Genomic DNA, 26600 nt, shown 5'->3' with positions numbered 1-26600 from the left:
CCGGGCCGGCAAGGAGGCCTTCGTCGTTCAGAGCGCTTTGACGGCGTCCCCGATGGCGTCGTTGAGGATCGACAACCCCAGGGAAATCTCTTCTTCGGTCGCCGTCAACGGCGGGGCGATGCGGAACACTCCGCCCATTCCCGGCAGCTGGACGATGTTCATGTGCAGGCCCAGCTCGAGGCAGCGCCGCGTGACGTGGGCGCCCAGCTCGTCCGAGCCCTGCTTGGTGTCGCGGTCCACCACCAGCTCCAGACCCGCGAGCAGGCCGCGGCCGCGGATGTCACCGACCACGTCGTGGTACTCCGCGAGCTGCTCCAGGCCCCGGCGCAGCACGCCGCCCAGCTCGAGCGCGCGCTCGTCGAGACGGTCGCGGATCAGCACGTCGAGGACCGTGTTGCCGACCGCTGCCGGGAGCGGGTCCGCGACGTGCGTGGTGAAGAAGAGAAACCCGCGGTTGTGCGCCTCCTGCTCGATCTCCGCGCTGGTCAGCACCGCCGCCAGCGGCAGCCCGGCGCCGAGGGTCTTGGACAGCGTCAGGATGTCGGGGACCACGCCGTCACGCTCGAACGCGTACCACGTGCCGGTGCGGCAGAGCCCGGTCTGGGCTTCGTCGAGGATCAGCAGCATGCCGCGCTCGCGGCACTTCTGCTGCAACGCCGCGAAGTAGCCGGGCGGCGGCTCGATGATGCCGCCGGAGCTCAGGATCGGCTCGACCAGGCACGCGGCCAGGCTGCCGACCGACTGCGCGTCGATCAGGTCGAAGCCGAAGTCGAGCTGACGCCGCCAGTCGAGGTCGCCCTCGGCGTCGGTGAAGTCCGGCCGGTAGGAGTGGGGCGCCGGGATCGCGAAGTTGCCCGGCGCGGCGGGCCCGTACCCGCGGCGGCCGGCGCTGTAGGTGGCGCTCGCCGCGGCCTGCGTCATGCCGTGCCACGAGCGGGCGAACGAGACGATCTCGTGCTTGCCGGTGACGAGCTTGGCCAGCCGGACGGCCGCCTCGTTCGACTCGGCGCCCGTGGTCAGCAGCAGTGCCTTCTCCAGCGGCGCCGGGAGCGTGTCGGCCAGGCGCCGGGCGAGGTCGACGACCGGGCGGCTCAGCATGCCGCTGAACAGGTGGTCCAGCCGCCCGACCTGCCGCCGGACGGTCTCGACGATCTCCGGGTGCGAGTGCCCGAGGATCGCGCTCATCTGGCCGGAGGTGAAGTCGAGGATCCGGCGGCCGTCCTCGGTGAAGACGAAGCTGCCTTCGGCGTGGTCGATGATTTCGCGCGTGAAGGCGCCGCCGTAGCGCACGAGGTGCCGGTCGACGTCGGCCCAGAACGTGGCGGTGGGGTTCATGGGCTCGACGGTAGGTCGACGCCGAGCGTCACGTCCAGCTCACGATTCCGGCTTTGGTGTTCGGTTCTGCCGTACAAGAATGGGCGTCATGCTGAACCCGTGGCGCCTGCGGCTGCTGAGCCGCCTCGACACCCTGGGCACGGTCCGCGCGGTCGCGCAGGACGCCAACCTGAGCGCGTCGAGCGTCTCCCAGCAGCTCGCGGTGCTCGAGGCGGAAACCCGCACCCAGCTGCTGGAACGCACGGGCCGCCGGGTCCGCCTGACGCCGGCGGGCCTGATGCTGGCCCGGCGCGCGCGGGCGATCCTCGACCACATGGACACGGTCGAGGCGGAGCTGCGCACCCTCGGCGAGGAGCCGGTCGGGCTGGTGCGCCTCGGCGCGTTCCAGAGCGCGATCCACACGATGGCGGTCCCGGCGGTGACCCGCCTCGCGGCCGCGCACCCGCACCTGGAGGTCGAGCTGCTGGAGCTCGAGCCCCACGCGAGCATCCCGGCCCTGCGCGGCGGCGACGCGGACGTGATCCTCACGACGACCGACTTCGTCGAGCAGCCACTGGGCCCGGACCTCGACATCGTCCCGCTGGCCACGGACCCGATCGTGCTCGTTTCGTCGGGTGACGCTCCGCGAGGTCCGGCGGTGCTTTCGGCCTACGCGGACGAGCCGTGGGCGCTGGACGCACCGCAGTCGTACATGGCGAACCTGACGCTGCGCCTGTGTCGCGAGTCGGGGTTCGAGCCGCGGGTGGTGTGCCGCTTCAGCAACTACTTGATGACGCTGCAGCACGTGGAGGCCGGGTTGTCGATCGCACTGCTGCCGGGGTTGGCGGTGGACCGCCGTTACCGCGTGTCGACGCGGGAGCTGGCGACTCCGGTGACGCGCACGATCGCGGCGGTCGTGCGGCGCGGCTCCCCGACCCGCGCGGCGGTGCACGTGGTGCTGGACGCGTTGCGGCAGCGGCCGGACCTGCCGGCCCTGGCCGAATGGGCCGGTGAGCGTTAGGTCTGGCGAATCAGTTCGTTCCACGCCGGGTCAATGCCCGGAGGTGGGGTGAAGTTGCCGGCGATCTGCAACTTTTCCGGCTCATCTCGGTGCACCCAGAACGGGAAGTACGGCTCGTACACCGACTTGGCCGCGGCCTTGAACCAGATCAACGGTCGCTTGTCCGTCATCGCCCGACGCAACGCGACGTTCGCGGAGTGCTTCGGATCGGTGCCCCGGTACTTGTACCGGATCAAGCCATCTGGGCCTTCCTCGTCGTCGTAGGGACGAGGCTGGTTTGGCGGCGTATAAGTCGTGCGGATGGAAAGTGGCGCCGTGAGTTCGGCCGGCTTCCAAATGCCCGGTTGGACGATGAGCCGCATGTCTTCGCCCTCGAACGAGAACCCCTCAAGCTGTCGAGCAGGCAGGCGACGTCCCTTCTCGCGGATAGCGTCAGTCAGCCACAGGAAGGCTTGCCAGCGGAGGCGGGTGTCGCGGTCGAATGAGTCGAAGTCGTTGGGCAGTCGGAGGGGCCGCACCGAAGGGTCGTCATCGCCCAGCGAGAAACTGATTTGCCGCGAAGCAGGGGGCGACTTCTTGCGCAGCGGCGAACTGGAGGCCGAAACGCGGAGATTGAGGTCAAGTTCGTCCCGCAACTGCCTGCCCGATTCGGCGTCAAAATGCTCATCCAACAGGGTGTCCACGGCTTCGAAGAGCGTTCGTGGAGTGTTGATCAGCTCAACGAATTCGCTGGTGAGTTGGCCGCGAGCACCGCGCGCCTTGAGCCAGGCGCCGGTGCGCCGCGGCGTCGCTGGAATGGTCGTTCCGTCTGCCTCAGCGACGTGCCACAGCGACCTACTCAGCGCAACGAAGGGGCCGGCTGCCAGATCGGTAGCCGACGCGGTGGTGGGTGTGTACGCCTTGATCAAGGCGGTGACCGGGTCTTCAGCGGTGCTGTACTGCCGGTCTCGCGCACCACTGTCGACGAACTTCGCCAGCATCCACAGCACCAGCAGGGCGTGATCACCCGCGGATCGGCCGGCTGCCGCTGGCCCGCGGAGTCCCCTGAGCTCCGCGAGCAGTTGCCTCTCGTCCAAGTCACTCCTCCGTGGCTCGCGGCCACCGAGTGTAGCGATGCGAAGCGTCCGTACGCACGTTTCGCGGTGTTCCGGGTCGCGGTCGGCGTTCCCTAAACGAAGTCTCTAGCGTCACTTAGCGTGTCAACGGAGAGGCGCGTCCTCCAGCCAGTACGGTCGATCGACATGAGCGAACCGACGTCGTTGCCGCCAGCCACGTTGCTGGAGCAGGGGCTCGCCAAGGTGGACATTGAGTCGGCGGACAACGAATTTCACCGGCTGAGGATGCTGCTAGCCGACGTTGCTGACCTCAAGACCACCGAGGTTGCGGCGGTCCAGGTCGCCGCCGGCGATGACGTGACCGCGCAGTTCGCCAACGGCGGGCACTCGGGCGATCAGGCCCTTGCGGTTGTCGTGGCGGATTTGCGGTCGGGTGCTGACACGATCGCCCGAATCCGGAACGAGCTCCGTCCGCTCTTGGGAGGCTCAGACGAGGGAACCTTCCCGGTCGGCCTCGTGATCGGGAGGAACGCGGACGGCTGGGAAGCGAGCTGGCTGGGGTTCTCCATCGAGGGCGACCGGGTGGCGAATGCGTTGAGCCAGCATTTTGGCCTCTTGGCGCAGGATGTGGCCACTATCAAACCGCCGAAGTACCGCCTCGAACTGGACGGCCGTATTCGGCGGATGCTTCGCCTCTCCGTCCAGTCACGTCCCGCCGTGATGCTCGTGGGGCCGCCGGGTACCGGTAAGACTCACTTGCTCACGGAACTGGCGGCAGAAATCTGGGCGAATCCGGCATCATTCGGGTTGTCCGGACTCAACGTGCCGATGGTGGTGACTCCCGACGAGTCTTGGACAGCTCGAGAACTCGTGGGTGGTGACACCGTCGACGATGACGGCCGTCTCCGATTCAGTCCCGGACATGTGCTGGAAGCTATCCACCGCGACCAATGGCTGATCTTGGACGAAGCAAATCGGGCCGATCTCGACCGGATCTTCGCCGGCTTGTTCACCTGGCTGTCGGGCCAGTCGGTTGAGGTCGGGCGGGTTAGCGCAGACCCGCGAGCCAGTAAGATCATTTTGGGGTGGTCGGACACTGCGGAGAGCAAAGTGGTCGGCATCGACCGGCTGCGCGGTGACGGTCTCTCCACCGGGCCGATCCACTACCTCGCCGGGCGGGACTGGCGGCTCCTCGGCACCTACAACGCCATCGATGCGCAACGCGTGTTTCGCTTCGGTCAGGCGTTGGGGCGGCGCTTCGACCACATCCCGATGCCGGTGCCCGGCGTGGACGCGTTCACCCGAGCGCTCGAAACGCGGCTTGACGACCTCACACCGGCCCTGCCGGTGGACGACCGAACTACGCTGACGGCGATCCTCGTTCGGGTGCACTCCGCGCACGCAACCACTGGAGAGGCCATGGGGCCGGCCGCTCTCTTGGCCATCCCGCGTTATGTCGCCGCCGGCCGGTGGGCCGCGGAAGACGTGCCGCTGGTCGAGCTGATCGCGGAGGCCTACCTCGCGAGCATGGGTGCCTGGCTTGCTGGGCTGGGGGAGAAGCTCACCCGGCTCAGCCAAGAGTTGCGACGCGAGGACGTGCTCGGTCGCGAGTGGAACTGGATCGAAGAACGGCTTCGTGAGTTGCAGTGATGGCCACGCGGCAAAAATCCCTCTCCATTCCCTGGGAGGGTGTTCGGGAGCTCTTCCACAGTTGGTCGGGCAAAGGAGAGCTTTTCGCCGGATTGGCTGCTGTCCTCCACGACGGAGAGTTTGCCCGGTGGTCGGCTCGCGATGTTGAACGCCGAGCACACCGGGTCCTCTTCATGAAGTGCCTGCACACCTTGAGCCGGTTCCCGACGAGCACAAGGGACTGGTTGGCCATCGTGCCGGTGCACTCGCAAGTGGCGAGGACAGCCAGCTTGGCGCCGCAGGGACGGATCGACTGGGTAACCACGCGTCGAAGCGGCTGGCCTCCCCGTGACTTCGTCTCGCGCACCCGCAGTCGAAGTTCTGATGAATCGTTGCTCAGTGCGCTCCGCTGGACTGTGGACCGCGTGCTCCAGGTGTACCAGGACGCGCGGAAGGTACGTGATGACATCGGCGAGCCCGTCCAACCGCAACTTGCCGCTCTTCGGGCGTTGGCGGACCGTCCTGAGTTGCAACAAGTTGTTCCGGTGCTGCCGGATCTGGGGATGATCAAGGACCTGCAGCGGTCGGGAGCGCGGTGGCGAAGCGTGGCTGATCTGGCGAGCCTGCTGCGCAAGGAGGACAGTGACGACTTGGTCAGCCTGGCTCAGGCGCAGATCTTCCCCGACGAAGAGATGTGCGCACCGCTGTTCCACTTGGGCGTTTTTGGGACGGTCTTGAGCTTCTTGCGTTCGGAGCAATGCGAGACCGTCAGCCTCCGACCACTCCTTGGTGGTGCTCGCGGCGCAGCGTACGAGGTCGTCGACAAAATGGGGCAAACCTGGGCCCTGTGGTTCGAGGCAGCCGATGTCTGGGCCGAGCAAAACCAGGTTGAGCCGTACGTGCCCGCGGCCCAGGGACTTAAGTTCCCCGGTCGTGTGAAAAGTCCGGACATCCTCCTGATCAACCACACGACGCGGCGTGCCGTGATCGTCGAGTGCAAGTACAGCACAAAGGGCGACTACATCAGGGAAGGCTACGAGCAGGTCCTCACTTACCTCACTGAGGCCCGCACAAGCTTGATCGATGCTGGGGCGGCGTTTGTTGTCGCACCCAGCGAGATGGTGATAGCTCCTGGTACCGGACGCACACATTCGGGTCCAGTCACGTTCTGCGCACCAGAGCACCTCAAAGCAGAACTCGGCCGCGCCTTTGTCGACTTGCAGAAATAGCCGGTTGGGGTTCTCGACGCCGGGCCGGCGGGGGCGCAGACTGAGCCGGTGCGGGTGGCGGTGCGGGTCGCCGGGGTGGTGCAGGGCGTGGGGTTTCGGCCTTTCGTCCATCGGCTCGCGAGGCAGCTCGGGCTCGGGGGCTTCGTCGGGAACGACGTCCGTGGGGTGTTCATCGAGGTCGAAGGCCCACCAGCTTCGATCGCCGCGTTCCAAGAGGCGCTGAGAGAGCAGGCGCCGCCGCTCGCCGTGGTTGATCGGGTCGACGTGCGTGAGATTCCCGCGGAAGGGACAACCGGCTTCCGGATCGTCGGGAGTCCCGACGGGGGTGCCGCCGACACGCTCATCTCCGCCGATTCCGCCACCTGTGACGACTGCCTGCGCGAGCTCCGAGACCCCGCGGACCGGCGCTACCGGTACCCCTTCGTCAACTGCACCAACTGCGGCCCGCGGTTCACGATCGTCACCGGCGTTCCCTACGACCGGCCGCTCACCACCATGGCCGGGTTTGCGCTGTGCGCCGACTGCAAGCAGGAGTACGAAGACCCCGACGACCGGCGGTTCCACGCCCAGCCCGTCTGCTGTCCCGCCTGCGGGCCCACTCTCCGGTTCGAGCCCGGCGGCGGTGACCCCATCAGCCAAGCCGCGGCCGCGATCGACCAAGGCGCGGTCGTCGCGATCAAGGGGCTGGGTGGATATCACCTCGCCGTCGGGGCGCGGCACGAAGAAGCCGCGCGGAAGCTGCGCGCGAGGAAACACCGTGAGGACAAGCCCTTCGCCGTCATGGTCGCCGACCTGGCCGAGGCCCGGGAGCTGGCGGAAGTCGACAGGGCAGCCGAAGAAGCGCTGAGCAGCCGGCGGCGGCCCATCGTGCTGCTGCCCAAGAAAACCGGCCTCGCCGAAGCCGTCGCGCCCGGGAACCGGCGGGTCGGGCTCATGCTGCCCTACACCCCGCTGCACCACCTGCTGCTCGAACGCACCGGTCCCATCGTCCTGACCAGCGCCAACGTCTCCGACGAGCCCATCGTCTACCGCGACGACGACCTCGGCCGCCTCAAGCACATCGCTGACGCCTTTCTCCGCCACGACCGGCCGATCCAGACCAGGACCGACGACTCCGTGGTGCGGATCGTCCGAGGAAAGCCGCAGCTCCAACGGCGGTCGCGCGGGTACGCGCCGGAGCCCGTCCGCATCGAGAAAACGACAAAGCACCTTCTCGGCTGCGGCGCCGAGCTCAAGAACACCTTCTGCCTCGCCAAAGGCCGGCACGCCTTCGTCTCGCACCACATCGGCGACCTCGAGAACTACGAGACCTACCTGGCCTTCACCGAAGGCATCACCCACCTCAAGCGCCTCTTCGACGTCGAGCCCGCGCTCATCGCCCACGACCTCCACCCCGAGTACCTCTCCACGAAATACGCGCTGGAGCAGGAAACCGACCTCCTGGGCGTGCAGCACCACCACGCCCACATCGCCGCCTGCCTGGCCGACAACCACCACGACGGCCCGGTCCTCGGTGTCGCCTTCGACGGCACCGGCTTCGGTCCCGACGGCACCATCTGGGGCGGTGAGTTCCTCCTCGCCGACCTGACCACCTACCAGCGGCTCAGCCACCTCCGCACCGTCGCCATGCCCGGTGGCGCGCAGGCCATCCGGCAGCCGTGGCGGATGGCTGCGTCCTATGTGGACGAACTCGGGCGGCCCGCGGACGAGACCATCGTGAAGCTGAAACGCAGTGGCCTCAACTCACCCCTGACCTCCAGCGCCGGCCGGCTCTTCGACGCCGCCGCCGCGTTGCTCGGGGTCCGCGACACCATCAACTACGAGGGTCAGGCCGCCATCGAGCTGGAGCAGCTCGCCGACCCCGCCGAGACGGCCGCCTACCCGGCGCGCGTCGACGACGTCGTCCACGGTGAAGACCTCATCGCCGCGCTCCTGGACGACACCGCCACCCGGCCGGTCAGGGCCGCGCGGTTCCACAACGGGGTCGCCGCGGCGATCGCGGGCACCTGCGACCGGCTGCGGGAGCACAGCACCACCGTCGCGCTGTCCGGCGGTGTCTTCCAGAACGTCCTCCTGCTCGACCGGACCGTCGAAGCGCTGGAGAACACCGGCTTCACGGTCCTGACCCACCGGGACGTGCCCACGAACGACGGCGGGATCAGCTTCGGACAGGTTGCCGTAGCCAGTCGTGCCACTCGGTGAGGCCGTCGCCGCGCGTGGCGCTGATCTGAAGGACCTGCGCCGTCGGGTTCACGCGGCGGACGTCCCGCTCGAACTCCGCGACGTCGAAGTCGACGTACGGCAGCAGGTCGACCTTGTTCAGCAGCACCAGGTCCGTCGCGGCGAACATGTGCGGGTACTTCAGCGGCTTCCCGGGCCCCTCGGTCACCGACAGGATCACGACGCGCGCGGCCTCGCCGAGGTCGAACAGCGCCGGGCAGACCAGGTTGCCGACGTTCTCGATGAACAGCGTCGAGCCGGGCGCGAGCGCGAGCGAGTGCAGAGCGCGGTGCAGCATCGACGCGTCCAGGTGGCAGCCGGCGCCGGTGTTGATCTGCACCACCGGCGCGCCCGTGGCCTTGATGCGCTCGGCGTCGAGCAGTGTCTCCTGGTCACCCTCGATCACCGCGCACGGAACATCGACAGCGCAGATGGTCCGCTCCAGCAGCGTCGTCTTCCCCGCGCCGGGGGAGCTCATCAGGTTCAGGGCGAAGACGTCCGACGAGCGCAGGTGCGTCCGGTTGTGCGACGCGAGTTCGTCGTTCTTCGCCAGGATGTCCTGCTCCAGGACCACGGTGTGGGTGTGGTCGGTGATCCGGACGTCCGAATCGGAGCAGCCGCAGGTGTCACACATGGCTGACCTCCACCGAGGTGATGCGCAGTTCGCGCCCGGCGAGCACCGAGACGTCGGCGCTGCCGCAGGGGCACAGCAGGATGAAGTCGTCGAGCGTGAACTCGGCGCCGCAGTCGCGGCAGCGGGCGCGCCCGGACGGCTCGGCGATGTTCAGCCGGGCGCCTTCCAGAGAAGTCCCCGTGCACAGGACGTCGAAGCAGAAGCGGACGCTGTCCGGCACCACCCCGGACAGCCGCCCGATCTCCAGCCGCACGCACGACACGCGCGCGTCGCCGAGCCGGGTGACGATCGTGTCGACCACCGACTGCGTGACGGACATTTCGTGCATTCAGCAGATCCTCGGCAACGGGTCCCCGACCAGCAGGTCCACGATCCGGGTGCCGCCGAACGTCGTGTTCAGCAACACGATCCCCGGCGGGTCGTCGGCGATCCGGCCGATCACCGCGGCGTCCGCGCCCAGCGGGTGCGCGCGCAACGCGGCCAGGGCGTCCGCGGCCTGGGCGCCGTCGACGACGACCACGATCCGGCCCTCGCACGCGACGTACAGCGGGTCGATCCCGAGCAGCTCTGACGCGCCGCGGACCTCGGTCCGGACCGGGACGGCCTTCTCGTCGACGACCACGGCGACCTCCGCCGCCTTCGCGATCTCGTTGAGGATCGTCGCGACACCGCCGCGGGTCGCGTCCCGCATCGCGCGCACGCCGGGCACCGCGGCGAGCAGCCCGGCGACCAGGTCGTGCACCGGCGCGGTGTCGGACTCGAGGTCGGCGTCGATGTCGAGCTCGCCGCGGGCCAGCATGATCGTGACGCCGTGGTCACCGATCGGCCCGGAGACGAGGACGGCGTCTCCGGGCTTCACGGTGGCCACGCCGAGGCCGGTGCGGGTGAGCACCCCGACCCCGGCCGTGTTGATGTACACACCGTCGGCCTTGCCGCGCTGGACGACCTTGGTGTCGCCGGTGACGATCTGGACGCCGGCCGCGAGCGCCGCCGACTTCATCGAGTCGACGATCTTCAGCAGGTCCTCGACCGGGAATCCCTCTTCGAGGATGAACCCCGCGGTCAGGTACAACGGCCGTGCGCCGGACACGGCGAGGTCGTTCACCGTGCCGTTGATCGCCAGGTCGCCGATGTTCCCGCCGGGGAAGAACAGCGGCGAGACGACGTAGGAGTCCGTGGTCAGGGCCAGCCGGGCGTCGCCGACGGTCAGCGACGCCGAGTCTTCGAGCGGCTCCAGCAGGGGGTTGCGGAACGCGTCGAGGAACACGGCTTCGATCAGCGTGTGCGTCGACTTGCCGCCCGCGCCGTGCGACAGCGTGATGCGCTCTTCACGCACTTTCGCGCGCCGGCGCCGGGCCCGTTCGATGCGGTCCAGGACCTGCTGCTCGCGTTCGGTCGTCGTCATGCGCGGCTCGCCTCCCGGACGCGCTGACGGCTGAACCGGCCGAAGTTGTAGTACGCCGCGCAGGCGCCTTCGGGTGAGACCATGCACGTCCCGATCGGCGTTTCCGGCGTGCACGCGGTGCCGAACACCTTGCACTCCCACGGCTTCAGCACGCCCTTGAGCACCTCACCGCACTGGCACGCCTTCGGGTCGGCGACGCGCAGGCCGGGGATCTCGAAGATCCGTTCGGCGTCGAACGCGGCGTACTTCTCGCGGACCGCCATCGCCGAGTGCGTGATGAACCCGAGGCCGCGCCACTCGAAGTACGGCCGCAGCTCCATGACCTCGTTGATCGCCTTCAACGCCACCATGTTCCCGTCCCAGGGCACCACCCGGGAGTACTGGTTCTCGACCTCCGAGCGCCCCGAGGACAGCTGCAGCATCAGCATGTAGATCGACTGCAGGATGTCGAGCGGCTCGAACCCGGCGACGACCACGGGCTTGCCGTAGTCGCGCGCGATGAACTCGTACGGCCGGCAGCCGATCACCGTCGAGACGTGGCCCGGGCCGATGAAGCCGTCGAGCCGCAGGTCGGGGGAGTCGAGGATGGCCTTGATCGCCGGGATGATCGTGACGTGGTTGCCGAACACCGAGAAGTTCTCGATGCCCTCGGAAGCCGCGCGCAGCAGCGTCATCGCGGTGGACGGCGTCGTCGTCTCGAACCCGATCGCCATGAACACGACCCGCAGGTCCGGGTTCTGCCGCGCGATCTTCAGCGAGTCGAGCGGCGAATACACCATGCGGATGTTGGTGCCCTCGGCGTTCGAGTCGAAGAAGTTCCCGCCGGACCCGGGCACACGCATCATGTCGCCGAACGACGTCATGAGCACGCCGGGCTGCCGGGCGATGTGGATGGCGTCGTCGATGCGGCCCATCGGGATCACGCACACCGGGCAGCCCGGCCCGTGCACCAGCGTGATGCTCTCGGGCAGGTAGTCCTCGAGGCCGTGTTTGTAGATGGTGTGCGTGTGCCCGCCGCAGACCTCCATGAACTTGTAGTGCCGGCCCGGCTCGCACAGCGACGTGATCTTCGCGGACAGCGCCCGCGCCTTCTCCGCGTCGCGGAACTCGTCGACAAAACGCATGACGACTCCTTATTCGATCCGGGATTCCAAGAGGGCGGCCATTTCGTCCTCGTACGCCTTGCCGATGCTTTCGAGGAACTCGAGCGCGGCCGCGGCCTCCTGCTCGTCTATTTTGGACAGTGCGAAGCCGACGTGGATGAGGATCCACTCGCCGGGCTTCGGCGGGTCGTCGTCGAGCAGGCCGATGTTGATGGTGCGCTTGACGCCGCTCACGGACACTTTCGCGAGGTCCGGGCGGTCCTCGCTGATTTCGATGATCTCGCCCGGGATGCCGAGGCACATGAGCTCAGACCTCCGTCGGCTGCAGCCGGGGGCTGGTGCCCCAGGCCAGTTCGGTGACGGCGCGCACGGCCGCCGGAACGGCCGCGGTCACCTCGGGCGACAGGCCGATCCCTTCGTCGACACAAGCCGGCTCACAGCCGACGAGCAGCACCCGCCCGGCATCCCCGCCGAGCAGCCGGAGCAGCCGGAACACCGCGTCCGGCTGCATGCCGTGCGCGTCGATCGACGACTTCGTGAGGGCGTCGGTGTCGGCGGTGTCGGCTTCGATGAGCGAGAGCGTCCCCGGCGGCCGGCCGTGCGGGGTGGCGTCGAGCAGGATCGTCGTGTCGTAACCACCCATCAGGTCGTAGGCGAGGTGCATGCCGGCGATGCCGTAGTCGGCGATCTGCACCCAGGGCGGCAGGTCGGCCCCTTCCAGCTCCTTGATGACCTCCACGCCGAAACCGTCGTCGCTCAGGAAGATGTTGCCGATGCCGGCGACCAGGACTCGTGGCCTCATTCCGCGACCTCCAGGGGTTCGATTTCGTCGGGGGAGAAGTACCGGTACCGGCCGTGGGCGTGCTGGAGGTCGGCGCCGGGGTCGTCGTCGAGGGTGACGGCGACGTGCGTGGCGCCGTCCACATCGGACAGGACGACCCGGACGGTGGCGGTCTTGCCGGTGAGGAACATGTCCTGGGCGTCGGCGCCACGCAGGTTCGGCCGCAGCCGCACCCGGGACCCCTCGGCGACGCGCACCCCGGCGACGGACACCGAAGGCGCGACCGGCCGCACGGACCGGATCGCGCCGTGCAGCCGGTCGAGCAGCTCCGGCGGCATCGTGTCGACGCGGTCGAGGATCGCCGCCGCACGCGGGTCGGTGGCCCGGGCCTCGCGCTTTTCCTCGTCGGTGAGCGTCATCGTGCGCAGGGTCAGGATCTCGTCGATCTCGGTGCCGTCGAAGAGGTCACCCGGGCTTTCCGGCGCGATCGACGGGTTGTCGTAGAGGATGATCGGCGACGCGAGCATCACCGTGCTGCGCGAGGTGTCGCCGATCAGCACCGGCCACAGCCGCTCCTGCCGGCAGGCTTCGACCGCCGGTTTCGCCCACTCCGGCGGGTCGAGCATCGACAGGAAGTGACCGGTGTCCACGCCGAGCACGAGGTGCGCGGCCAGCAGCGAATGGCGGAGGGCGTGCTCGCGGACGCCGTCGGAGTGCCACGACGTCGTGTTGTGCACCTCGACCCGCAGCCGGGCGCCGCCGAACGGCCCGTCGAGCGGGTTGATGCAGGCGGTGAGGACGCCGGACAGCCCCCGCTGCACCTGGAACGGCCGTTCGGCGGGGAGTTCCGAAAGCGGCAGCTCGAAGTCGACTTCCCGCTCGTCGGCTTCGTCCCAGGTGCCCTGTGTCCGCGTCTGCAGGAACCGCAGCTTGACGTGCAGGATCGTGTGCTCGAGCGGTTCGAGGACACATTCGACCCGCGCCGACGCGTGCTCGCCGATCTCCGCCGACGCGTAGGACGGCGGCACCAGCACGCCCCACTGCCAGCGCACGCGGTTCTTCGGCGCCGACGCCCGGTACGGGTAGAGGAGGTAACCCTCGTAGAGCACGGCGTCGCCGATCGCGCGGGCCTGGTCCGCGGGGTTCACGGCGCACCCTCCAGCAGCTGCTCGATCGCCGCTTCCCAGGTCGGGATCGCGTGCCGCGCCTTGTACTTGAGCAGCGCGTCCACCGTCTCGCGCGGCAGCTTGACCCACGCGACGTTCGGGAAGTACCGCGCCATCAGCTCGTCCCAGACGCCCGCCGGCATCCGGACCTCGGCCTGGGTGTGCCACGGGATCTGCTCGACCCAGAACCCCGGGCCGCCCTTGCCGAACACGGTGCCGCTGAACAGCAGCACCATCGGGACCACGCCTTCGGACAGCGCGTGGAAGTACTTGCCCGCCGCGACTTCGAGGTCGTAGGTGCACGGCACCTCGGCGTCGACCTCGGTGGCGCCGCTGAACCCCGGCACGGTGACCGAGACGGTCGTGAACTGGAACGGCTTCAGCGTCTCGCCCCACCGGGAGCGCTCGCCGAAGAGGTGAGTGAGCAGCTCGGACTCGTCGTCGGAGTAGCGGCGGCGCTGCGGCTCGATGCGGATCTGGACGCGCAGCACCATCGCGTGCACCGGCTGCCCGGACAGCTCGGTGATCCGCAGCTTGAACGCCAGCGTCGGCGAAGCCGCGTACTTCAGCGGCCGGACGTCGACGCAGTCGAAGGTGAGCTCAGCCATCCGTCACGACCTCGCTGCGCTCCCGCAGACGCGCGAAGAACCCGTCGATGGCTTCGTGCGCTTCGGTGCCTCCGTCGAACCCGCGCCACGTCGAGCGGACGATCCCGACCAGCTCGTAACAGACGTCGATCGGCACCAGGAAGGCCTCGAACCCGAGGTCGAGCTGGTTCAGCAGCAGCGCTTCGACGTCGTCGGCGAGGTCGGCGAACGCCGGCGCGGCGGCCAGCAGCTCGTCCCACGTGCCGAGCGGCAGCAGCGACTCGGTCGCCCCGGCCGGGCTCGGGTAGAACGCGACCGGCCGGTCCTGCACCGAGTTGCGGAAGAGGAACGCCGTTTTCACCGGGATCCCCGCCGACTCCCACAGCGCCGGGCCGGGCCCGAAGCGCGGCACGTGCCGGAACCGCTGCGGCACCGCGCGGTGCCGCTTCCCGCCCGACCCGCGGTGGGTGAAGAGCAGGTAGCAGCCCCGGCAGGTGCACAGGATCGTGCGCGACTCGAGGTCGATGACGTGCCCGTGCTCCGCGCCGATCGGCTCCGCGCACATCTCGCACCGCTCGCCGGGGGCGACGCGCGGTGCGAGCGTGCGGAACCGGCGGAGGCCGTCCGTCACGGGACCTCCACGGGGCACAGGGGCAGCAGCGTGCGGCCGCCCGGACCGGTTTCCTCCGGTACGGCACCGTCGACGACGACCTCGGCGATCTCCGGCGCCACCTCCCGGATGGTCCGTTCGATGGCGTACTTCGCGGTGACCGTCGAGGACGGGCAGCCGTCGCAGGTGCCCTGCAGCCGCAGCCGCAGGACACCGTCGTCGATCCCGACAAACTCGACGTCGCCGGCGTGCGAACCCAGGTACGGCCGGACCTTGTCGAGGGCTTCGGCGACCCGCTCGTGTGTCGACTTCGGGTGCAGGTCGTGCAGCACGAGCAGGCCGCGGACGTGGTCGTCCTCGGCGAGGCGGTCCAGCAGCGGCCGGTCGACGACTTCGACGATCCGGGCCAGGCCGGCGCCGTAGAACTCGAGCAGCGTGTGGACGAGCTCCTCGGCGAGCTCGGCGTCCTTGCCCGAAAGCTCGCCCAGCAGCTGCTCGATGCGCTCGCCGACCCGGTCGACCGCCGTCATCAGCCGATCTCCCCGCCGAACGCGTGCGGGGTGTGCAGCCGCTCGACGACCTTGCCCTTGCCGGTGTACATGTGCACGCCGCAGGGCAGGCACGGGTCGAAGCTGCGGACCGCGCGCATGATGTCGATGCCCTTGAAGTTCTCCTGCGTGTTCTCCTCGAAGATCGGCGTGTTCTGCACGGCGTCCTCGTACGGCCCCGGCGTGCCGAAGCTGTCGCGGACACTGCCGTTCCACGGCGTCGGCGGGTACGGGTGGTAGTTCGCGATCTTGCCGCCCTTGATCACCATGTGGTGCGAGAGCACGCCGCGCACGGCTTCGGTGAAGCCGCAGCTCACGCCCTCGTCCGGGACCTTGAACGGCTCCCACGTCTTGGTCTTGCCCTGGCGGACTTCACCGAGGGCCTGGTCGGCGAAGTGCAGGGCCAGCGCCGCCGCGTACGCCTGGAAGTACGTCCGCGCGCGGTTGCGCTCGAGCGCGTTGCTCCACTTCGGGATCTTCCACTCGAAGGTGACCTCGGGTTTGGTGGCCGTGCGCGGCAGGTTGATCACGACGCTGTGGCCGGTCGACTTCAGGTACGGCGTGTCGACGAGCCCGGCCAGCGCGGTGACCCAGAGGCGCGCGATCGGGCCGCCGCCGGTGTCGAGGGCGAGGTGGTCCTTGCCGTCGAACCAGCGCGGCGACATCGTCCACGAGTACTTGCCCTCGAAGTCGCGCTTCGCCGGGCGTGGGATCGTGTGCTGGTTCCACGGGTGGCGCTGGTCGACCGGGTTGCCGAGCGGGTCCTGCGTGACGAACATCGGCTGGTCGGCCCAGTCCTCGTAGAACGAGCTGCCGAGCAGGATCCGGATGCCGAGGTTGATGTCGACCAGGCTGGTCGTGACGAGCTTGCCGTCGACGACCACGCCGGGCGTGACGTACATCTTCCGGCCCCAGGACTCCATGTTCTCGTAGGTGAAGTCGCAGTACTCGGGGTTGTTCAGGCTGCCCCAGCAGCCGAGCAGGATCCGCCGCCGGCCGACCTCTTCGTAGCCGGGCAGGGCTTCGTAGAAGAAGTCGAAGAGGTCGTCGTGCATCGGCAGGCAGCGCTTCATGAACTCGACGTAGCGCATGAGCCGGGTCAGGTAGTCGGTGAACAGCTGCACGGTGGCGACCGTGCCGACGCCGCCGGGGTACAAAGTGGACGGATGGACGTGCCGGCCCTCCATCAGGCAGAACATCTCGCGCGTGCTGCGGGACACCTGGAGGGCCTCGCGGTAGAACTCGCCTTCCAGCGGGTTCAGCGAGCGCATGATGTCGCCGATGGTGCGGTAACCGTGGTCGCCGGCGTGCGGCGCCTCGGTGCGGTTGGCCAGCTCCAGCACCCCGGGGTTGGTCTCGGCGACCATCTTCTCGCAGTAGTCGACCCCGACCAGGTTCTCCTGGAAGATGTTGTGGTCGAACATGTACTCGGCGGCCTCGCCGAGGTTGATGATCCACTCGCCGAGGTGCGGCGGGCGCACGCCGTAGGCCATGTTCTGGGCGTACACCGAGCACGTCGCGTGGTTGTCGCCGCAGATCCCGCAGATCCGGCTGGTGATGAAGTGCGCGTCGCGCGGGTCCTTGCCCTTCATGAAGATGCTGTAGCCGCGGAAGACCGACGACGTGCTGTGGCACTCGACGACGCGTTTCGCGGCCCAGTCGATCTTCGTGTAGATCCCGAGGCTGCCGACGATCCGGGTGATCGGGTCCCACGCCATCTCGACGAGGTCGGTCCTGTCCTTCATTTCGGTCATGACCAAACCCCTTTCAGCGCCACGTGGACTGGTAGCCGGTGTGGAGCTTCTTGCCCGTGTGCCGCCACTTCGGCTCCTTGTCGAGCTTGCGTTCGGTGATCTTCCGCAGGCGCCGGATCACCGACCCGTACGCGCCGCTGGCCAGCGACGACACCTGCGCGCCCGGCGGCTCGTCCATGAACGGCATGAACTTGTCCGGGAAGCCCGGCATGGTGCAGCCGATGCAGATGCCGCCGACGTTCGGGCAGCCGCCGACGCCGTTGATCCAGCCGCGTTTCGGCACGTTGCACTTCACGACCGGGCCCCAGCAGCCCAGCTTCACCAGGCACTTCGGGGAGCCGTACTCGGTGGCGAACTCACCCTGCTCGTAGTAGCCGCCGCGGTCGCAGCCCTCGTGCACGGTCGCGCCGAAGAGCCACTGCGGCCGCAGGTGGTCGTCGAGCGGGATCATCGGCGCCTGCCCGGCGGCCTGGTAGAGCAGGTAGGTGATGGTCTCGGACAGGTTGTCCGGGTGGGTCGGGCAGCCGGGCACGCAGACGATCGGGATGCCGGCCCCGGACTTCCAGTCCCAGCCCAGGTAGTCGGGCACGCCCATGGCGCCGGTCGGGTTGCCCTCCATCGCGTGGATGCCGCCGTAGGTGGCGCAGGTCCCGACGGCCATCACGGCCAGGGCCTTGGGCGCCAGGCGGTCGAGCCACTCGCTGGTCGTCATCGGCTGGCCGGTCTCGGGGTTGTTCCCGAACCCGCACCAGTAGCCCTCCTCCTTGATCGCCTCGTTCGGGATCGACCCCTCGACGACCAGCACGAACGGCTCCAGCTCACCGCGGTCGGCCTTGTAGAACCACTCGATGAACGTGTCGGCCCCCTTGTCGGGGCCGCATTCGAAGTCGATCAGCGGCCAGTGGACCGCGATCTTGGGCAGGCCGGGCAGGACACCGAGGACGATCTCCTCGATGCTCGGCTGGGTGGCGGCGGTCAGCGCGACGGAGTCGCCGTCGCACGAGAGGCCGGCGTTGATCCAGAGGACGTGGATGGGCTGCTCTTCGGTCTGTTCTGCGGCATGCGTCACGGCTGATCACCCTTGGCGAGGTCGTCGAGCGCGCCGAGGGTCAGCTCCCACAGCGCGTGGTAGAGGGTCGTCTGGGCTTCCTGGATGCGGTGCACGGACGGTGATGGCACGACGAAGAGGTGGTCGATGCTGTCGAGCTCGGCCATCTTCCCGCCGTCGTACCCGGCGACACCGACCGTCACCAGGCCGCGCCGGGCGGCTTCGTCGAACGCGCGCACCAGGTTCGCGGAGTTCCCGCTGGTGGACAGGCCCACCGCGATGTCGCCGGGCCGCCCGAACGCGCCGATCTGGCGGGCGAACACGACGTCGAACCCGATGTCGTTGGACAGGGCGGTGACCACCGCGATGTCGTTCGTCAACCCGAAGGCGGGCAACGGCTTCGCGTCGCCCGCCGGGCTGAGGAACAGGCTCGCGAGGTCCTGGGCGTCGGTCGAGCTCCCGCCGTTGCCGAAGGCGAGCAGGCGCCCGCCGCCGGCGAACGCGCGCGCGAGGTCCTGCGCGCACGCGAACAGGCGGTCTCGGTCGGCCGCGAGCACCTGGGCCCGCAGCGCGACGATCTCGCGTACCTTGTCCACAGTGGACTGTTCGACCTGGCGGAGGACGGCGTCGAGGTCGCCGGAACCCGCGTAGAGGAACGGGTACAGCGCTTCGAGACCGTCCGCGCCCACGGGGGTGTGCTCCCGCGTCATGGCGCGTCAACTCCCTAGGCTAGGGATTCTCCAGACGAGCGATGGCTTCTCCGGCGTGCACCAGGATTCGGTCGCCGACGCCGGCCGAAACCAGCGCCACGCTCACCTCTTCCCGGCCCGAGCCGGTGTCCACGACTGCGAACCCGAGGTCCAGGAGTTCGACTACGGTCACTTCGACCGCGGTGTCGGAGCAGGTGATGCACACCCCGTCATGGCAGACGGGGCCGACGTCTCTGTCGGCGTCACGGGCGCTCACGACGCCACCTCCAGCAGGCCGGGTTGCTCCAGGAAAACGTGCACCAGCTCCCACAGCACGTGGTAGGTGGTCACGTGGACCTCCTTGACCACGCGCGGGTCGTCGGAGCGGGCGGTGAAGACGTGGTCCAGCCCAGTAGTCGTGGCAATCGCGCCGCCGTTACGACCGGTCAGCGCAACGGTGAACATCCCCAGGTCGCGGGCCGTTTCGAGGGCGCGGCGGACGTTGGCGCACTCGCCGTCGGTGGAGATGCCCAGCGCGATGTCGGCGGGTTCGCCGATGATCCGCAGCTGGTGGGCGAAGACGTCTTCGAGGCCGACGCGGTTGGCGACCCCGGTGACCGTGGCGACGTCGGCCGTCAGCGACAGCGCCGGGAGCGCCCGCTTGCCGACGATCACCGGGTGGACGAACTCGACCGCCACGTGCTGGGCGTCGGTGCTGGGGCCGCCGTTGCCGAACACCACGAGCTTGCCGCCGCGGTGGAAGCGGCGGGCCATGCCGTGGCACGCCTCGGCGACCGTGCGGGCGTCGCCGGCCAGGGCGAGCACCGGCGCCTCGCGGCGCGCGAAAAGGGCGTCTACGGAGTCCGGGTGATTCGGTGACCACGACATCGCGGCACTTCCTCGGGGCAGCTGCTCGGTGGTGGGAGCGCACCCCAGGTTAGAGCTGTGAGTTGGATCACACAATAGATCGAACGGTCAGAAATGGTGCTCTCGGTCCTCCTGGACGTGCTCCGCACGGGCGAGCCACTGTTCGGCCTCCTGGGCGGCACCCCGCGACCGCAGCATCCGGGCCAGGCTGAGCATGCCCTGGACGTCGCCGGTTTCGGCGGCCCGGCGGAACCACTGCTCGGCCCCGGCGAGGTCCTCGCGGTGCTCGGCGAGGTGCCCGAGGTTGGTCAGCGCGGGGACGCTGCCGTGCTCGGCGGCCTTGCGGTACCAGGCGGCGGCCTCCCCCTCGTCACCCCGGTTGCGGGCGAGCACGCCGAGGTTCGTCATGGCCGCGGGGTCGCCGCGCTCGGCGGCGTCGAGGTACCAGCTCTCGGCTTCTTCGAGGTCACCGCGGCGGTGCAGCAGCAGCCCGAGCCGCACGACCGCCTCGACGTGCCCGCCGCCCGCGCCCTGGCGGTACCAGGACTCGGCGTCCGCCGGCCGGCCGAGCCGCTCGGCTTGCCGGCCCAGCTGGCAGGTGGCCGCGAGGTCGCCGGCCAGCACGGCCGAGCGCCACCAGCGGGCCGCCTCGGCGGCCTGGCCGCGGTCCCGCAGGACGACGCCCAGGTCGATCATCGCGGCGGTGATCCCGGCGTCGGCGGCCTGCCGCAGCCACGACTCGGCCTCTTCGATCTTCCCCTGCTCACGCAGCATGTGCCCGAGCGAGGCGATCGACGGCAGGTCGCCGGTGCGGGCGGCCTCGCCGTACCAGTGCTGGGCGTCCTCGCGCTTCCCGCGCCGCTCGTACGACCGGGCCAGGTTCAGCATCCCGTGCGGGTCGCCGGCCAGCGCCGCCTCGTGGTACCAGCGCTCGGCCTCGTCCCGCTCGCCGCGCTCGGCGAGCAGGTGGGCCAGCGCCGTCATCGAGACGCGGTCACCGCCCATGGCGGCCTTGCGGAACCACGTCTCGGCCTCGGTGAGCTGCCCGCTTTCGCGCAGGGCCGAGCCCATCCTGGCCATGGCGACGACATTGCCGCTCTCGGCGGCCTTGCGCTGGAAAAACTCGTCGAACTTCTTGAGCCGGCCGGGCATCGGCTGCTCCCTCCGGATGGGTCCTGTTCCGGTAGTCGCAGTTGATCGGCTCGGTGTGACACCTCATGCCTTGGGTGGGCGAGGTCACATTCGCGCCAGGTCGTCGTGTCGACGCGGTTGTCCCGGGCCGGCAGAGGCGACACTACGCCGCGCGCACCCGCAGGTGAGAGGAGAAATTCGTGGCCGCACGCGCCTTTCGGCTCAGCGTGACGCATCGGATCCTGCTGGTAGTCGCGATCCTCGCGGTCGCGCTCTTCGGGTACTGGGTGACGAGCCGCGGAGCCGGCGCGACCCCGCCTCCGTCGTCGTCCTCGGCACCGGTTCCGGTCTCCGCCGCCGACGCGGAGAAGCAGCTCGGCGAGCTGACCATCGCCGCGCGGACGTCCATGGACGGGTATTCGCGTGAGAAGTTTCCGCACTGGGCCAGCCAGGGGTCAGGCTGTGACACGCGTGAAGTCGTGCTCAAGCGCGCCGGCACGGACGTCAAGACGGACAAGGACTGCAAGGCGACGTCCGGGACGTGGAAGAGCGTCTACGACGACGAGACCTGGACCAAGGCGACCGACCTCGACATCGACCACATGGTCCCGCTCGGGCAGGCCTGGGCGAGCGGCGCGAAGACGTGGACGACCGAGAAGCGCGAGCAGTTCGCGAACGACCTGACGCGGCCGCAGCTGTTCGCCGTCACCGACAACCTCAACCAGCAGAAGAGCGACAAGGCGCCGGACCAGTGGAAACCGCCGCTCGTGTCGTTCTGGTGCACCTACGCGACCGACTGGATCGTCGTGAAGCACTACTACGGCCTGACTGTCACCCAGGGCGAGAAGACCGCCTTGACGGACATGCTCCGCCGCTGCTGAGCTGGCCGGCATGACGACCTTCGTGCTGGTCCACGGTGGCGGCGGCAGCGGCTGGGACTTCCACCTGCTCGGCCCGGAGCTCCTCGCGCGCGGCCACACCTTCGTCGCGCCGGACCTCCCGATCACCGACCCGTCGGCCGGGCTCGCCGACTTCACCGACACGGTGCTGGCCGCGGTGGAGGACACCTCGGACGTCGCCGTGGTCGGGCACTCCTACGGCGGGTTCACCGCGCCGCTGGTCGCCGAGAAGCTGCGCGCGCGGCTGCTGGTGTACCTGGCCGGGATGATCCCGGCGCCGGGGGAGCCGCCGGGCCAGTGGTGGGGCAACACCGGCTTCAAAGCGCCGACGGGCCTGAGCGACATCGAGACGTACTTCAACGGCGTCCCGCTCCCGCTGGCGGAGGAGGGCATGGCGCACGGGCGTGACCAGGTGAGCAAGGAAGGGGAGGAGCCGTGGCCGCTGGCGGCCCACCCGGACGTCCCGACCCGGGTCGTGCTGTGCCGTGACGACCGGTTCTTCACCCCGGACTTCCAGCGCCGGATCGCCCGGGAGCGGCTGGGCATCGAGCCCGACGAGGTCGACGGCCCGCACTGCGCGCCGCTGAGCCACCCCGCGCAGATCGCCGACCTGCTGGTGAGCTTCCGGTAGGCCGTTCGGCGGACCGGAAAACTTAAAGGTCTAGACCTATTGACTGTGTGGTCCAGGCCACTTAACGTCAGGTGCGCGGCGAACCCGCACCTCCCCACCTGCGTCACCTCCACCCCGGTCCCCACCACGGAGGTCTCTCCGTCATGCGCTTCGCCAGGGTCCTCGGGCTGGCGGCCCTCACCGCCGGCAGCCTCCTCGTCGCTCCCGCCGCGCCCGCGTCGGCGGCCGCTTTGCCCGCCTGCCAGCACTTCTACCCGGGCACCATCCCGGACCGGCCGGTCACCGGCGGCCACGGACCCGGCACGCTCGTCGGCGCCGTGAACGTCGGCAACCGCCTGCCCGCGCCCGGCTCGGTCGCCGGCGGCCTGGGCGCCGACGGCAAGGTCACCTTCACCTTCGCGCGCGTCTCCGGCGCGAAGGCCTACCGCGCGTTCCGCAACGGCCAGGCCCTGCAGTGGATCAGCGACTGGGGCCAGCCGACGCTCACCGTCACCGACGCGAGCCCGTGCCAGAACGCGAACTACCAGCTCTACGCGATGACGGCCGAGGACAACTCGCCCGGCTCGCTCGGCCAGATCTCCACGGCGTACCGCCTCGACGGCGCGAACCACCTCGCCGCGTACCGGATCCCGGCCGGCACCACGCTGAACTACCGCGTCACGTCCTACAACGACGTCGCGCAGACCGCGCTGGGGTACAGCGCCGGGCCGGGGTTCTGCGCGGTCGACGCGCGGATCATCCCGTGGGGCACCAGGTTCTCGGTGCCGGGCTACGGCGAGTGTTACGCGGCGGACATCGGCAGCTGGATCTCCGGCGACATCGTCGACGTCTGGCTGCCCGGCTCGCAGGCCGACGCCTGGGGCATCCAGCGGCTCACCCTGACCGTGCGCTGAGGAGGCGCTGTGAAAGCCAAGCTCGCACTCGCCGCGACGATGCTCGCGGTGGCAACGGTCCTCGTCGTCTCCCCGGCGACGGCCGCGACCGCGCCGTCGGCGGCGTTCACCAAGGACTCCGACTGGGGCTCCGGCTACCAGGCGAAGTACACGATCAGCGCGGGCACGTCCGCGCTGACGAGCTGGAAGCTGGAGTTCGACCTCCCGTCGGGCTCGACGCTCGGGTCCTACTGGGACGCGCTCGACACGCCGTCCGGCTCGCACCACTCGTTCGCCAACCGGGAGTACAACGGCAGCGTCGCCGCGGGCGCGTCGACGAGCTTCGGGTTCCTGGTCAGCGGCGGCGGCCTGCCCGCGAACTGCAAGCTGAACGGCCAGCCGTGCGCCGGGACGTCGGTGCCGACCACCACCCCGACCACCCCCACCACGCCACCCACGACCACCACCACGCCGCCGCCGACCGGGGGCAGCGCGCGGGTTTCGCCGTACATCGACATCACGATGGCGACCCCGTCGCTGGTCTCGGTGGCGAACGCGACCGGCCAGAAGAACTTCACGCTCGCCTTCGCGCTCGGCAGCAGCCTCGGCTGCGACCCGCAGTGGGGCGGCACGGTGCCGTTGCTGGACTCGCGGATCATCAACGACGTCAACGCGTTGCGCGGCCTGGGCGGCGGCGTCACGGTGGCCTCGGGCGGCGCTTTGGGGCCGTACCTGGAGAACGTCTGCGGCTCGGTGGACGCGCTGTACAACGCGTACGTGAAGACGCTGGACGCGGTGGGCAGCAACAGCCTGGACGTCGACGTGGAGGCGTCGATCCCGACGGCCATGGTGAACCAGGCGTTGCTGCGGCTGCAGCAGCAACGCGGGACGCACATCAGCTACACGATGCGGATCCAGGGCCAGGACTACGGAATGGACCCGTTCTCGGTGTCGATCCTGCAGGACGCGGCGTCACGCGGGCTGAACGTGGTCGTCAACCCGATGCTGATGGACTTCGGCTACAGCGGTTCCTGGGGCGACGCGCTGGTGTCCGCGGCGAACGCGACTTTGGGGCAGATGAAGACGATCTGGCCGTCGAAGTCCGACGCTGACGTGAAGGGCCTGCTCGGCCTGACCCCGATGATCGGCCGCAACGACACGGGTTCGGTGACGGACCAGGCAGCGGCGCGTCAGCTGCTGTCGTTCGCCCAGGCCAACCACGTGGCAAGCATCGGCTTCTGGTCGGCGGGCCGCGACAACGGCGGCTGCCCGGGCGGCGGCGCGGTGGCGACGTGCTCGGGGATTTCCCAGTCGCTGTACGAGTTCACGAACATCTTCAAGGCATACAAGGGCTGAGCCACCCAGACGGCCGACGGGCCGTGATCGCCTCCTTGCCGACGTCCCCAATGCCCCGGCAAGGAGGCTTTCACGCGTTCACGTTCCGGACGACACGCGTACCCACGCGGACGACACGCGCCGGCCGAGCCCGCCCGCCATGTCGTCCATCCCGGTACGCGTGTCGTCCGGCCGGGTACGCGTGTCGTCCGTTCCGGAACATAGAACGCCGTCGAGAGAAAGCCCGGTCGCCGGTCCACTTCGTCGGAGCGTTCCGGTGCGCCGAGCCGGTACCGGCCGTAGTACGCCCCGGCGCCGTTTGCCCGGCGGTGAGCAGGAAGTCGCAGTAATCCTCAGGCAGCGTGACTCCGTGCCGCACCTCGGACTCCGCGATGCCCGCCGCCGGACTCCCAGTTCACCAGCGGTCGAGGTGCAGCACATCCTCGAGCGGCTGCCGCGCCGCGGGTTTGAACGTGTCGCCCGTGTAGAACGCCGTCGGGATCAGTGCTGCCTGGTGGACGTTCTTCGGCAGGCCCAGCACCTCCGCCGCCTCCTGCTCGTACTTCAGGTGCAGCGTTGTCCACGCCGTGCCCAGCGTCACCGACCGCGCCGCCAGCATGAAGCTCCACACCGCCGGCAGCAGCGACGCCCACAGGCCCGCCTGGTTGCCCGCCGGCAGCTCGGCCGACGGCGTTTCGAGGCACGGCACCACCAGCACCGGGACGTCGCCCATCCGGTCGGCCAGGTACGCGACGCTGTCACCGACCCGCTGCTGCACCGGCGCGCGCGTCGGGTCGTCCGCGAACTGCTTGCCGGCCGCGCTCGGCGACTCCAGGTACTCGTGGCACGCCCGGCTGTAGATCCGGCCGAGCGCCGCTCGCTGGCCCGGGTCGGTGACGACCAGCCACTGCCACCGCTGGGTGTTGGAGCCGCTCGGCGCCTGCAGCGCGACCTGGACGCAGTGTTTGACCAGGTCGAGCGGCACGGGCCGGTCGAAGTCGAGCCGTTTGCGCACGGTCCTGGTGGTCGTCAGGAGCTCTTCGGGCGTCATCATCGGCCCATCATGCCGGGCCTACCAGCGATCGTGCACCAGCGGCCGGACCAGCTCGTCGTAAGTCTCGCGGACACCCGCCAGCGCCTCGGCCGGCAACGGCGGCAGCGCGGCCGCGGCGGTGTTCGCCGACGCCTGTGCCGCGTTGCGCGCGCCCGGGATCACCGTGCTCACGCCCGGCTGGTCGATGATCCAGCGCAGCGCGAACTGCGCGAGCGTCTGGTCCGCCGGCACCAGCCCGCGCAGCCGCTCGACGGCCGCGAGCCCGACGTCGAACGGCACGCCCGCGAACGTCTCGCCGACGTCGAACGCCTCGCCGTGGCGGTTGAAGTTGCGGTGGTCGTTCTCGGCGAACGTCGTCGACGCCGTGTAGCGCCCGGACAGCAGGCCCGAGGCCAGCGGCACCCGCGCGATGATCCCGGCGCCCGCCGACTCGGCCGCGGGCAGCACCCGCTCGAGGGGCTTGAGCCGCAGGCAGTTGAGGATGATCTGGACGGATGCGACGTGCGGCCGCGCCAACGCCGTCAGCGCCTCGTCACAAGTCTCGACACTCACGCCGTACGCCTTGATCCGGCCCTCGGCCACCATCTCGTCCAGGGCGTCGTACACCGCGTCGGAGGAGTACACCGGCGTCGGCGGGCAGTGCAGCTGGACGAGGTCGAGCGTGTCGACCCCGAGGTTGCGGCGCGACCGGTCGTTCCACTCGCGGAAGTTCGCGCGGACGTAGTTCTCCGGCACCTGCTCGACGCGCCGCCCCATCTTCGTCGCCACGAAGACGTCGCCGCGCTCGGCGAGGAACCGGCCGACCAGCCGCTCGCTGCGGCCGTCGCCGTAGACGTCCGCGGTGTCGAAGAAGGTGACGCCGGCGTCGGCCGCCGCGTGCAGCACCGCCAGCGCGTCGCTCTCGTCGACCTCGCCCCAGTCGGCGCCGAGCTGCCAGCAGCCGAGCCCGACGACGGACACCTCACGGCCCAGCCGGGTGATCTTCCGGTTCTCCATGCCGCGATCCAAGCACACCTAT

Annotated in this window: 28 protein-coding genes; 8 read left to right on the top strand and 20 right to left on the bottom strand. The window is 69.4% G+C overall.

Annotated elements, in window-relative coordinates:
- Positions 1-27: 27 nt before the first annotated feature.
- The gene (locus ACZ63J_RS14230) at positions 28-1335 is read right to left on the bottom strand and encodes an aspartate aminotransferase family protein (protein WP_465400844.1); all 1308 of its coding nucleotides are present in this window, start codon (positions 1333-1335) and stop codon (positions 28-30) included.
- 88 nt (positions 1336-1423) lie between these two features.
- On the opposite strand from ACZ63J_RS14230, the gene ACZ63J_RS14225 reads away from it, so the two are divergent.
- Positions 1424-2335 (top strand): LysR family transcriptional regulator, encoded by a 912-nt coding sequence (locus ACZ63J_RS14225; protein ID WP_465401006.1) that lies wholly within the window; start codon positions 1424-1426, stop codon positions 2333-2335.
- On the opposite strand, the gene ACZ63J_RS14220 is transcribed toward ACZ63J_RS14225, so the two are convergent.
- Positions 2332-3411 carry a phosphorothioated DNA-binding restriction endonuclease family protein gene (locus tag ACZ63J_RS14220; protein WP_465400843.1) on the bottom strand — a complete coding sequence of 360 codons (1080 nt, stop codon included), beginning with the start codon at positions 3409-3411 and terminating at the stop codon, positions 2332-2334. The genes ACZ63J_RS14225 and ACZ63J_RS14220 overlap by 4 nt on opposite strands.
- A gap of 165 nt (positions 3412-3576) precedes the next feature.
- Here ACZ63J_RS14220 and ACZ63J_RS14215 point away from each other — a divergent pair, with 165 nt between their 5' ends.
- From ACZ63J_RS14215 to hypF, 3 genes are all read left to right on the top strand, one after another.
- Positions 3577-5040, top strand: a complete 1464-nt coding sequence (locus ACZ63J_RS14215; RefSeq protein WP_465400842.1) for an AAA family ATPase — start codon at positions 3577-3579, stop codon at positions 5038-5040.
- Positions 5041-5444: 404 nt separating this feature from the next.
- On the top strand, positions 5445-6248 hold the full coding sequence (locus tag ACZ63J_RS14210) for a hypothetical protein (RefSeq protein WP_465400841.1): 804 nt from the start codon (positions 5445-5447) through the stop codon (positions 6246-6248).
- Between the two features lie 48 nt (positions 6249-6296).
- The gene (gene hypF / locus ACZ63J_RS14205; protein WP_465400840.1) at positions 6297-8450 is read left to right on the top strand and encodes a carbamoyltransferase HypF; all 2154 of its coding nucleotides are present in this window, start codon (positions 6297-6299) and stop codon (positions 8448-8450) included.
- On the opposite strand, the gene hypB is transcribed toward hypF, so the two are convergent.
- From hypB to ACZ63J_RS14125, 16 genes are all read right to left on the bottom strand, one after another.
- A complete protein-coding gene (gene hypB, locus ACZ63J_RS14200; RefSeq protein ID WP_465400839.1) occupies positions 8407-9102 on the bottom strand; it encodes a hydrogenase nickel incorporation protein HypB in 696 nt (231 codons plus the stop codon). The two genes, hypF and hypB, sit on opposite strands and share 44 nt — an antisense overlap.
- The gene (locus tag ACZ63J_RS14195; RefSeq protein ID WP_465400838.1) at positions 9095-9430 is read right to left on the bottom strand and encodes a hydrogenase maturation nickel metallochaperone HypA/HybF; all 336 of its coding nucleotides are present in this window, start codon (positions 9428-9430) and stop codon (positions 9095-9097) included. The genes hypB and ACZ63J_RS14195 overlap by 8 nt, the downstream gene beginning before the upstream one ends.
- On the bottom strand, positions 9431-10507 hold the full coding sequence (gene hypE / locus ACZ63J_RS14190; RefSeq protein WP_465400837.1) for a hydrogenase expression/formation protein HypE: 1077 nt from the start codon (positions 10505-10507) through the stop codon (positions 9431-9433).
- Positions 10504-11631 carry a hydrogenase formation protein HypD gene (hypD, locus tag ACZ63J_RS14185; RefSeq protein ID WP_465400836.1) on the bottom strand — a complete coding sequence of 376 codons (1128 nt, stop codon included), beginning with the start codon at positions 11629-11631 and terminating at the stop codon, positions 10504-10506. Before hypD ends, hypE begins: the two co-directional genes overlap by 4 nt.
- A 9-nt stretch (positions 11632-11640) precedes the next feature.
- Positions 11641-11913 (bottom strand): HypC/HybG/HupF family hydrogenase formation chaperone, encoded by a 273-nt coding sequence (locus ACZ63J_RS14180; protein WP_465341580.1) that lies wholly within the window; start codon positions 11911-11913, stop codon positions 11641-11643.
- Positions 11914-11917: 4 nt separating this feature from the next.
- Positions 11918-12412 (bottom strand): hydrogenase maturation protease, encoded by a 495-nt coding sequence (locus ACZ63J_RS14175; protein WP_465400835.1) that lies wholly within the window; start codon positions 12410-12412, stop codon positions 11918-11920.
- Complete coding sequence (locus tag ACZ63J_RS14170) at positions 12409-13539, bottom strand: hypothetical protein (RefSeq protein ID WP_465400834.1); 1131 nt, start codon at positions 13537-13539, stop codon at positions 12409-12411. Before ACZ63J_RS14170 ends, ACZ63J_RS14175 begins: the two co-directional genes overlap by 4 nt.
- Entirely contained in the window at positions 13536-14165 is a 630-nt protein-coding gene (locus ACZ63J_RS14165; RefSeq protein WP_465400833.1) for a DUF6084 family protein, read from the bottom strand. The genes ACZ63J_RS14170 and ACZ63J_RS14165 overlap by 4 nt, the downstream gene beginning before the upstream one ends.
- Positions 14158-14775, bottom strand: coding sequence for a DUF5947 family protein (locus ACZ63J_RS14160; RefSeq protein WP_465400832.1), 618 nt, complete (start codon positions 14773-14775; stop codon positions 14158-14160). The genes ACZ63J_RS14165 and ACZ63J_RS14160 overlap by 8 nt, the downstream gene beginning before the upstream one ends.
- Positions 14772-15284, bottom strand: a complete 513-nt coding sequence (locus ACZ63J_RS14155; RefSeq protein ID WP_465400831.1) for a NifU family protein — start codon at positions 15282-15284, stop codon at positions 14772-14774. The genes ACZ63J_RS14160 and ACZ63J_RS14155 overlap by 4 nt, the downstream gene beginning before the upstream one ends.
- Positions 15284-17056: a nickel-dependent hydrogenase large subunit gene (locus tag ACZ63J_RS14150; protein ID WP_465400830.1), complete on the bottom strand. Its 1773-nt coding sequence runs from the start codon at positions 17054-17056 to the stop codon at positions 15284-15286. Before ACZ63J_RS14150 ends, ACZ63J_RS14155 begins: the two co-directional genes overlap by 1 nt.
- 13 nt (positions 17057-17069) lie before the next feature.
- Positions 17070-18125 carry an NADH-quinone oxidoreductase subunit B family protein gene (locus ACZ63J_RS14145; protein ID WP_465400829.1) on the bottom strand — a complete coding sequence of 352 codons (1056 nt, stop codon included), beginning with the start codon at positions 18123-18125 and terminating at the stop codon, positions 17070-17072.
- The gene (locus tag ACZ63J_RS14140) at positions 18122-18814 is read right to left on the bottom strand and encodes a D-sedoheptulose-7-phosphate isomerase (protein WP_465400828.1); all 693 of its coding nucleotides are present in this window, start codon (positions 18812-18814) and stop codon (positions 18122-18124) included. Before ACZ63J_RS14140 ends, ACZ63J_RS14145 begins: the two co-directional genes overlap by 4 nt.
- 19 nt (positions 18815-18833) lie before the next feature.
- Positions 18834-19070 carry a HypC/HybG/HupF family hydrogenase formation chaperone gene (locus tag ACZ63J_RS14135; protein ID WP_285482022.1) on the bottom strand — a complete coding sequence of 79 codons (237 nt, stop codon included), beginning with the start codon at positions 19068-19070 and terminating at the stop codon, positions 18834-18836.
- Positions 19067-19681: a D-sedoheptulose-7-phosphate isomerase gene (locus ACZ63J_RS14130; RefSeq protein WP_465400827.1), complete on the bottom strand. Its 615-nt coding sequence runs from the start codon at positions 19679-19681 to the stop codon at positions 19067-19069. Before ACZ63J_RS14130 ends, ACZ63J_RS14135 begins: the two co-directional genes overlap by 4 nt.
- Before the next feature lie 87 nt (positions 19682-19768).
- A complete protein-coding gene (locus ACZ63J_RS14125) occupies positions 19769-20812 on the bottom strand; it encodes a tetratricopeptide repeat protein (protein ID WP_465400826.1) in 1044 nt (347 codons plus the stop codon).
- 179 nt (positions 20813-20991) lie between these two features.
- Between ACZ63J_RS14125 and ACZ63J_RS14120 the strand changes: the two genes are divergently transcribed.
- From ACZ63J_RS14120 to ACZ63J_RS14105, 4 genes are all read left to right on the top strand, one after another.
- On the top strand, positions 20992-21672 hold the full coding sequence (locus ACZ63J_RS14120) for an HNH endonuclease family protein (protein WP_465400825.1): 681 nt from the start codon (positions 20992-20994) through the stop codon (positions 21670-21672).
- Positions 21673-21682: 10 nt separating this feature from the next.
- Positions 21683-22321: an alpha/beta fold hydrolase gene (locus tag ACZ63J_RS14115; protein ID WP_465400824.1), complete on the top strand. Its 639-nt coding sequence runs from the start codon at positions 21683-21685 to the stop codon at positions 22319-22321.
- 143 nt (positions 22322-22464) lie between these two features.
- On the top strand, positions 22465-23214 hold the full coding sequence (locus ACZ63J_RS14110; RefSeq protein WP_465400823.1) for a 3D domain-containing protein: 750 nt from the start codon (positions 22465-22467) through the stop codon (positions 23212-23214).
- Positions 23215-23223: 9 nt separating this feature from the next.
- Positions 23224-24549: a cellulose binding domain-containing protein gene (locus ACZ63J_RS14105; RefSeq protein ID WP_465400822.1), complete on the top strand. Its 1326-nt coding sequence runs from the start codon at positions 23224-23226 to the stop codon at positions 24547-24549.
- 394 nt (positions 24550-24943) lie between these two features.
- On the opposite strand, the gene ACZ63J_RS14100 is transcribed toward ACZ63J_RS14105, so the two are convergent.
- Together ACZ63J_RS14100 and ACZ63J_RS14095 are read right to left on the bottom strand one after the other, a co-directional pair.
- Positions 24944-25582, bottom strand: coding sequence for a nitroreductase family protein (locus tag ACZ63J_RS14100; RefSeq protein ID WP_465341747.1), 639 nt, complete (start codon positions 25580-25582; stop codon positions 24944-24946).
- 18 nt (positions 25583-25600) lie between these two features.
- A complete protein-coding gene (locus ACZ63J_RS14095; protein WP_465400821.1) occupies positions 25601-26578 on the bottom strand; it encodes an aldo/keto reductase in 978 nt (325 codons plus the stop codon).
- Positions 26579-26600 lie beyond the last annotated feature (22 nt).

It is taken from the genome of Amycolatopsis sp. NPDC104863 (assembly GCF_055582965.1).
This window is presented reverse-complemented; position numbering and strand designations above follow the sequence as displayed.

Bases quoted from the DNA above. Each gene is read 5' to 3' on its own strand.
- hypB (WP_465400839.1), bottom strand. From the start codon at position 9,102: ATGTGTGACACCTGCGGCTGCTCCGATTCGGACGTCCGGATCACCGAC.
- ACZ63J_RS14215 (WP_465400842.1), top strand. From the start codon at position 3,577: ATGAGCGAACCGACGTCGTTGCCGCCAGCCACGTTGCTGGAGCAGGGG.
- ACZ63J_RS14095 (WP_465400821.1), bottom strand. From the start codon at position 26,578: ATGGAGAACCGGAAGATCACCCGGCTGGGCCGTGAGGTGTCCGTCGTC.
- ACZ63J_RS14150 (WP_465400830.1), bottom strand. From the start codon at position 17,056: ATGACCGAAATGAAGGACAGGACCGACCTCGTCGAGATGGCGTGGGAC.
- ACZ63J_RS14125 (WP_465400826.1), bottom strand. From the start codon at position 20,812: ATGCCCGGCCGGCTCAAGAAGTTCGACGAGTTTTTCCAGCGCAAGGCC.
- ACZ63J_RS14115 (WP_465400824.1), top strand. From the start codon at position 21,683: ATGACGACCTTCGTGCTGGTCCACGGTGGCGGCGGCAGCGGCTGGGAC.
- hypD (WP_465400836.1), bottom strand. From the start codon at position 11,631: ATGCGTTTTGTCGACGAGTTCCGCGACGCGGAGAAGGCGCGGGCGCTG.
- ACZ63J_RS14230 (WP_465400844.1), bottom strand. From the start codon at position 1,335: ATGAACCCCACCGCCACGTTCTGGGCCGACGTCGACCGGCACCTCGTG.
- ACZ63J_RS14140 (WP_465400828.1), bottom strand. From the start codon at position 18,814: ATGACGCGGGAGCACACCCCCGTGGGCGCGGACGGTCTCGAAGCGCTG.
- ACZ63J_RS14155 (WP_465400831.1), bottom strand. From the start codon at position 15,284: ATGACGGCGGTCGACCGGGTCGGCGAGCGCATCGAGCAGCTGCTGGGC.
- ACZ63J_RS14110 (WP_465400823.1), top strand. From the start codon at position 22,465: ATGCGCTTCGCCAGGGTCCTCGGGCTGGCGGCCCTCACCGCCGGCAGC.
- hypE (WP_465400837.1), bottom strand. From the start codon at position 10,507: ATGACGACGACCGAACGCGAGCAGCAGGTCCTGGACCGCATCGAACGG.
- ACZ63J_RS14130 (WP_465400827.1), bottom strand. From the start codon at position 19,681: ATGTCGTGGTCACCGAATCACCCGGACTCCGTAGACGCCCTTTTCGCG.
- ACZ63J_RS14165 (WP_465400833.1), bottom strand. From the start codon at position 14,165: ATGGCTGAGCTCACCTTCGACTGCGTCGACGTCCGGCCGCTGAAGTAC.
- ACZ63J_RS14195 (WP_465400838.1), bottom strand. From the start codon at position 9,430: ATGCACGAAATGTCCGTCACGCAGTCGGTGGTCGACACGATCGTCACC.
- ACZ63J_RS14175 (WP_465400835.1), bottom strand. From the start codon at position 12,412: ATGAGGCCACGAGTCCTGGTCGCCGGCATCGGCAACATCTTCCTGAGC.
- ACZ63J_RS14100 (WP_465341747.1), bottom strand. From the start codon at position 25,582: ATGATGACGCCCGAAGAGCTCCTGACGACCACCAGGACCGTGCGCAAA.
- ACZ63J_RS14180 (WP_465341580.1), bottom strand. From the start codon at position 11,913: ATGTGCCTCGGCATCCCGGGCGAGATCATCGAAATCAGCGAGGACCGC.
- ACZ63J_RS14225 (WP_465401006.1), top strand. From the start codon at position 1,424: ATGCTGAACCCGTGGCGCCTGCGGCTGCTGAGCCGCCTCGACACCCTG.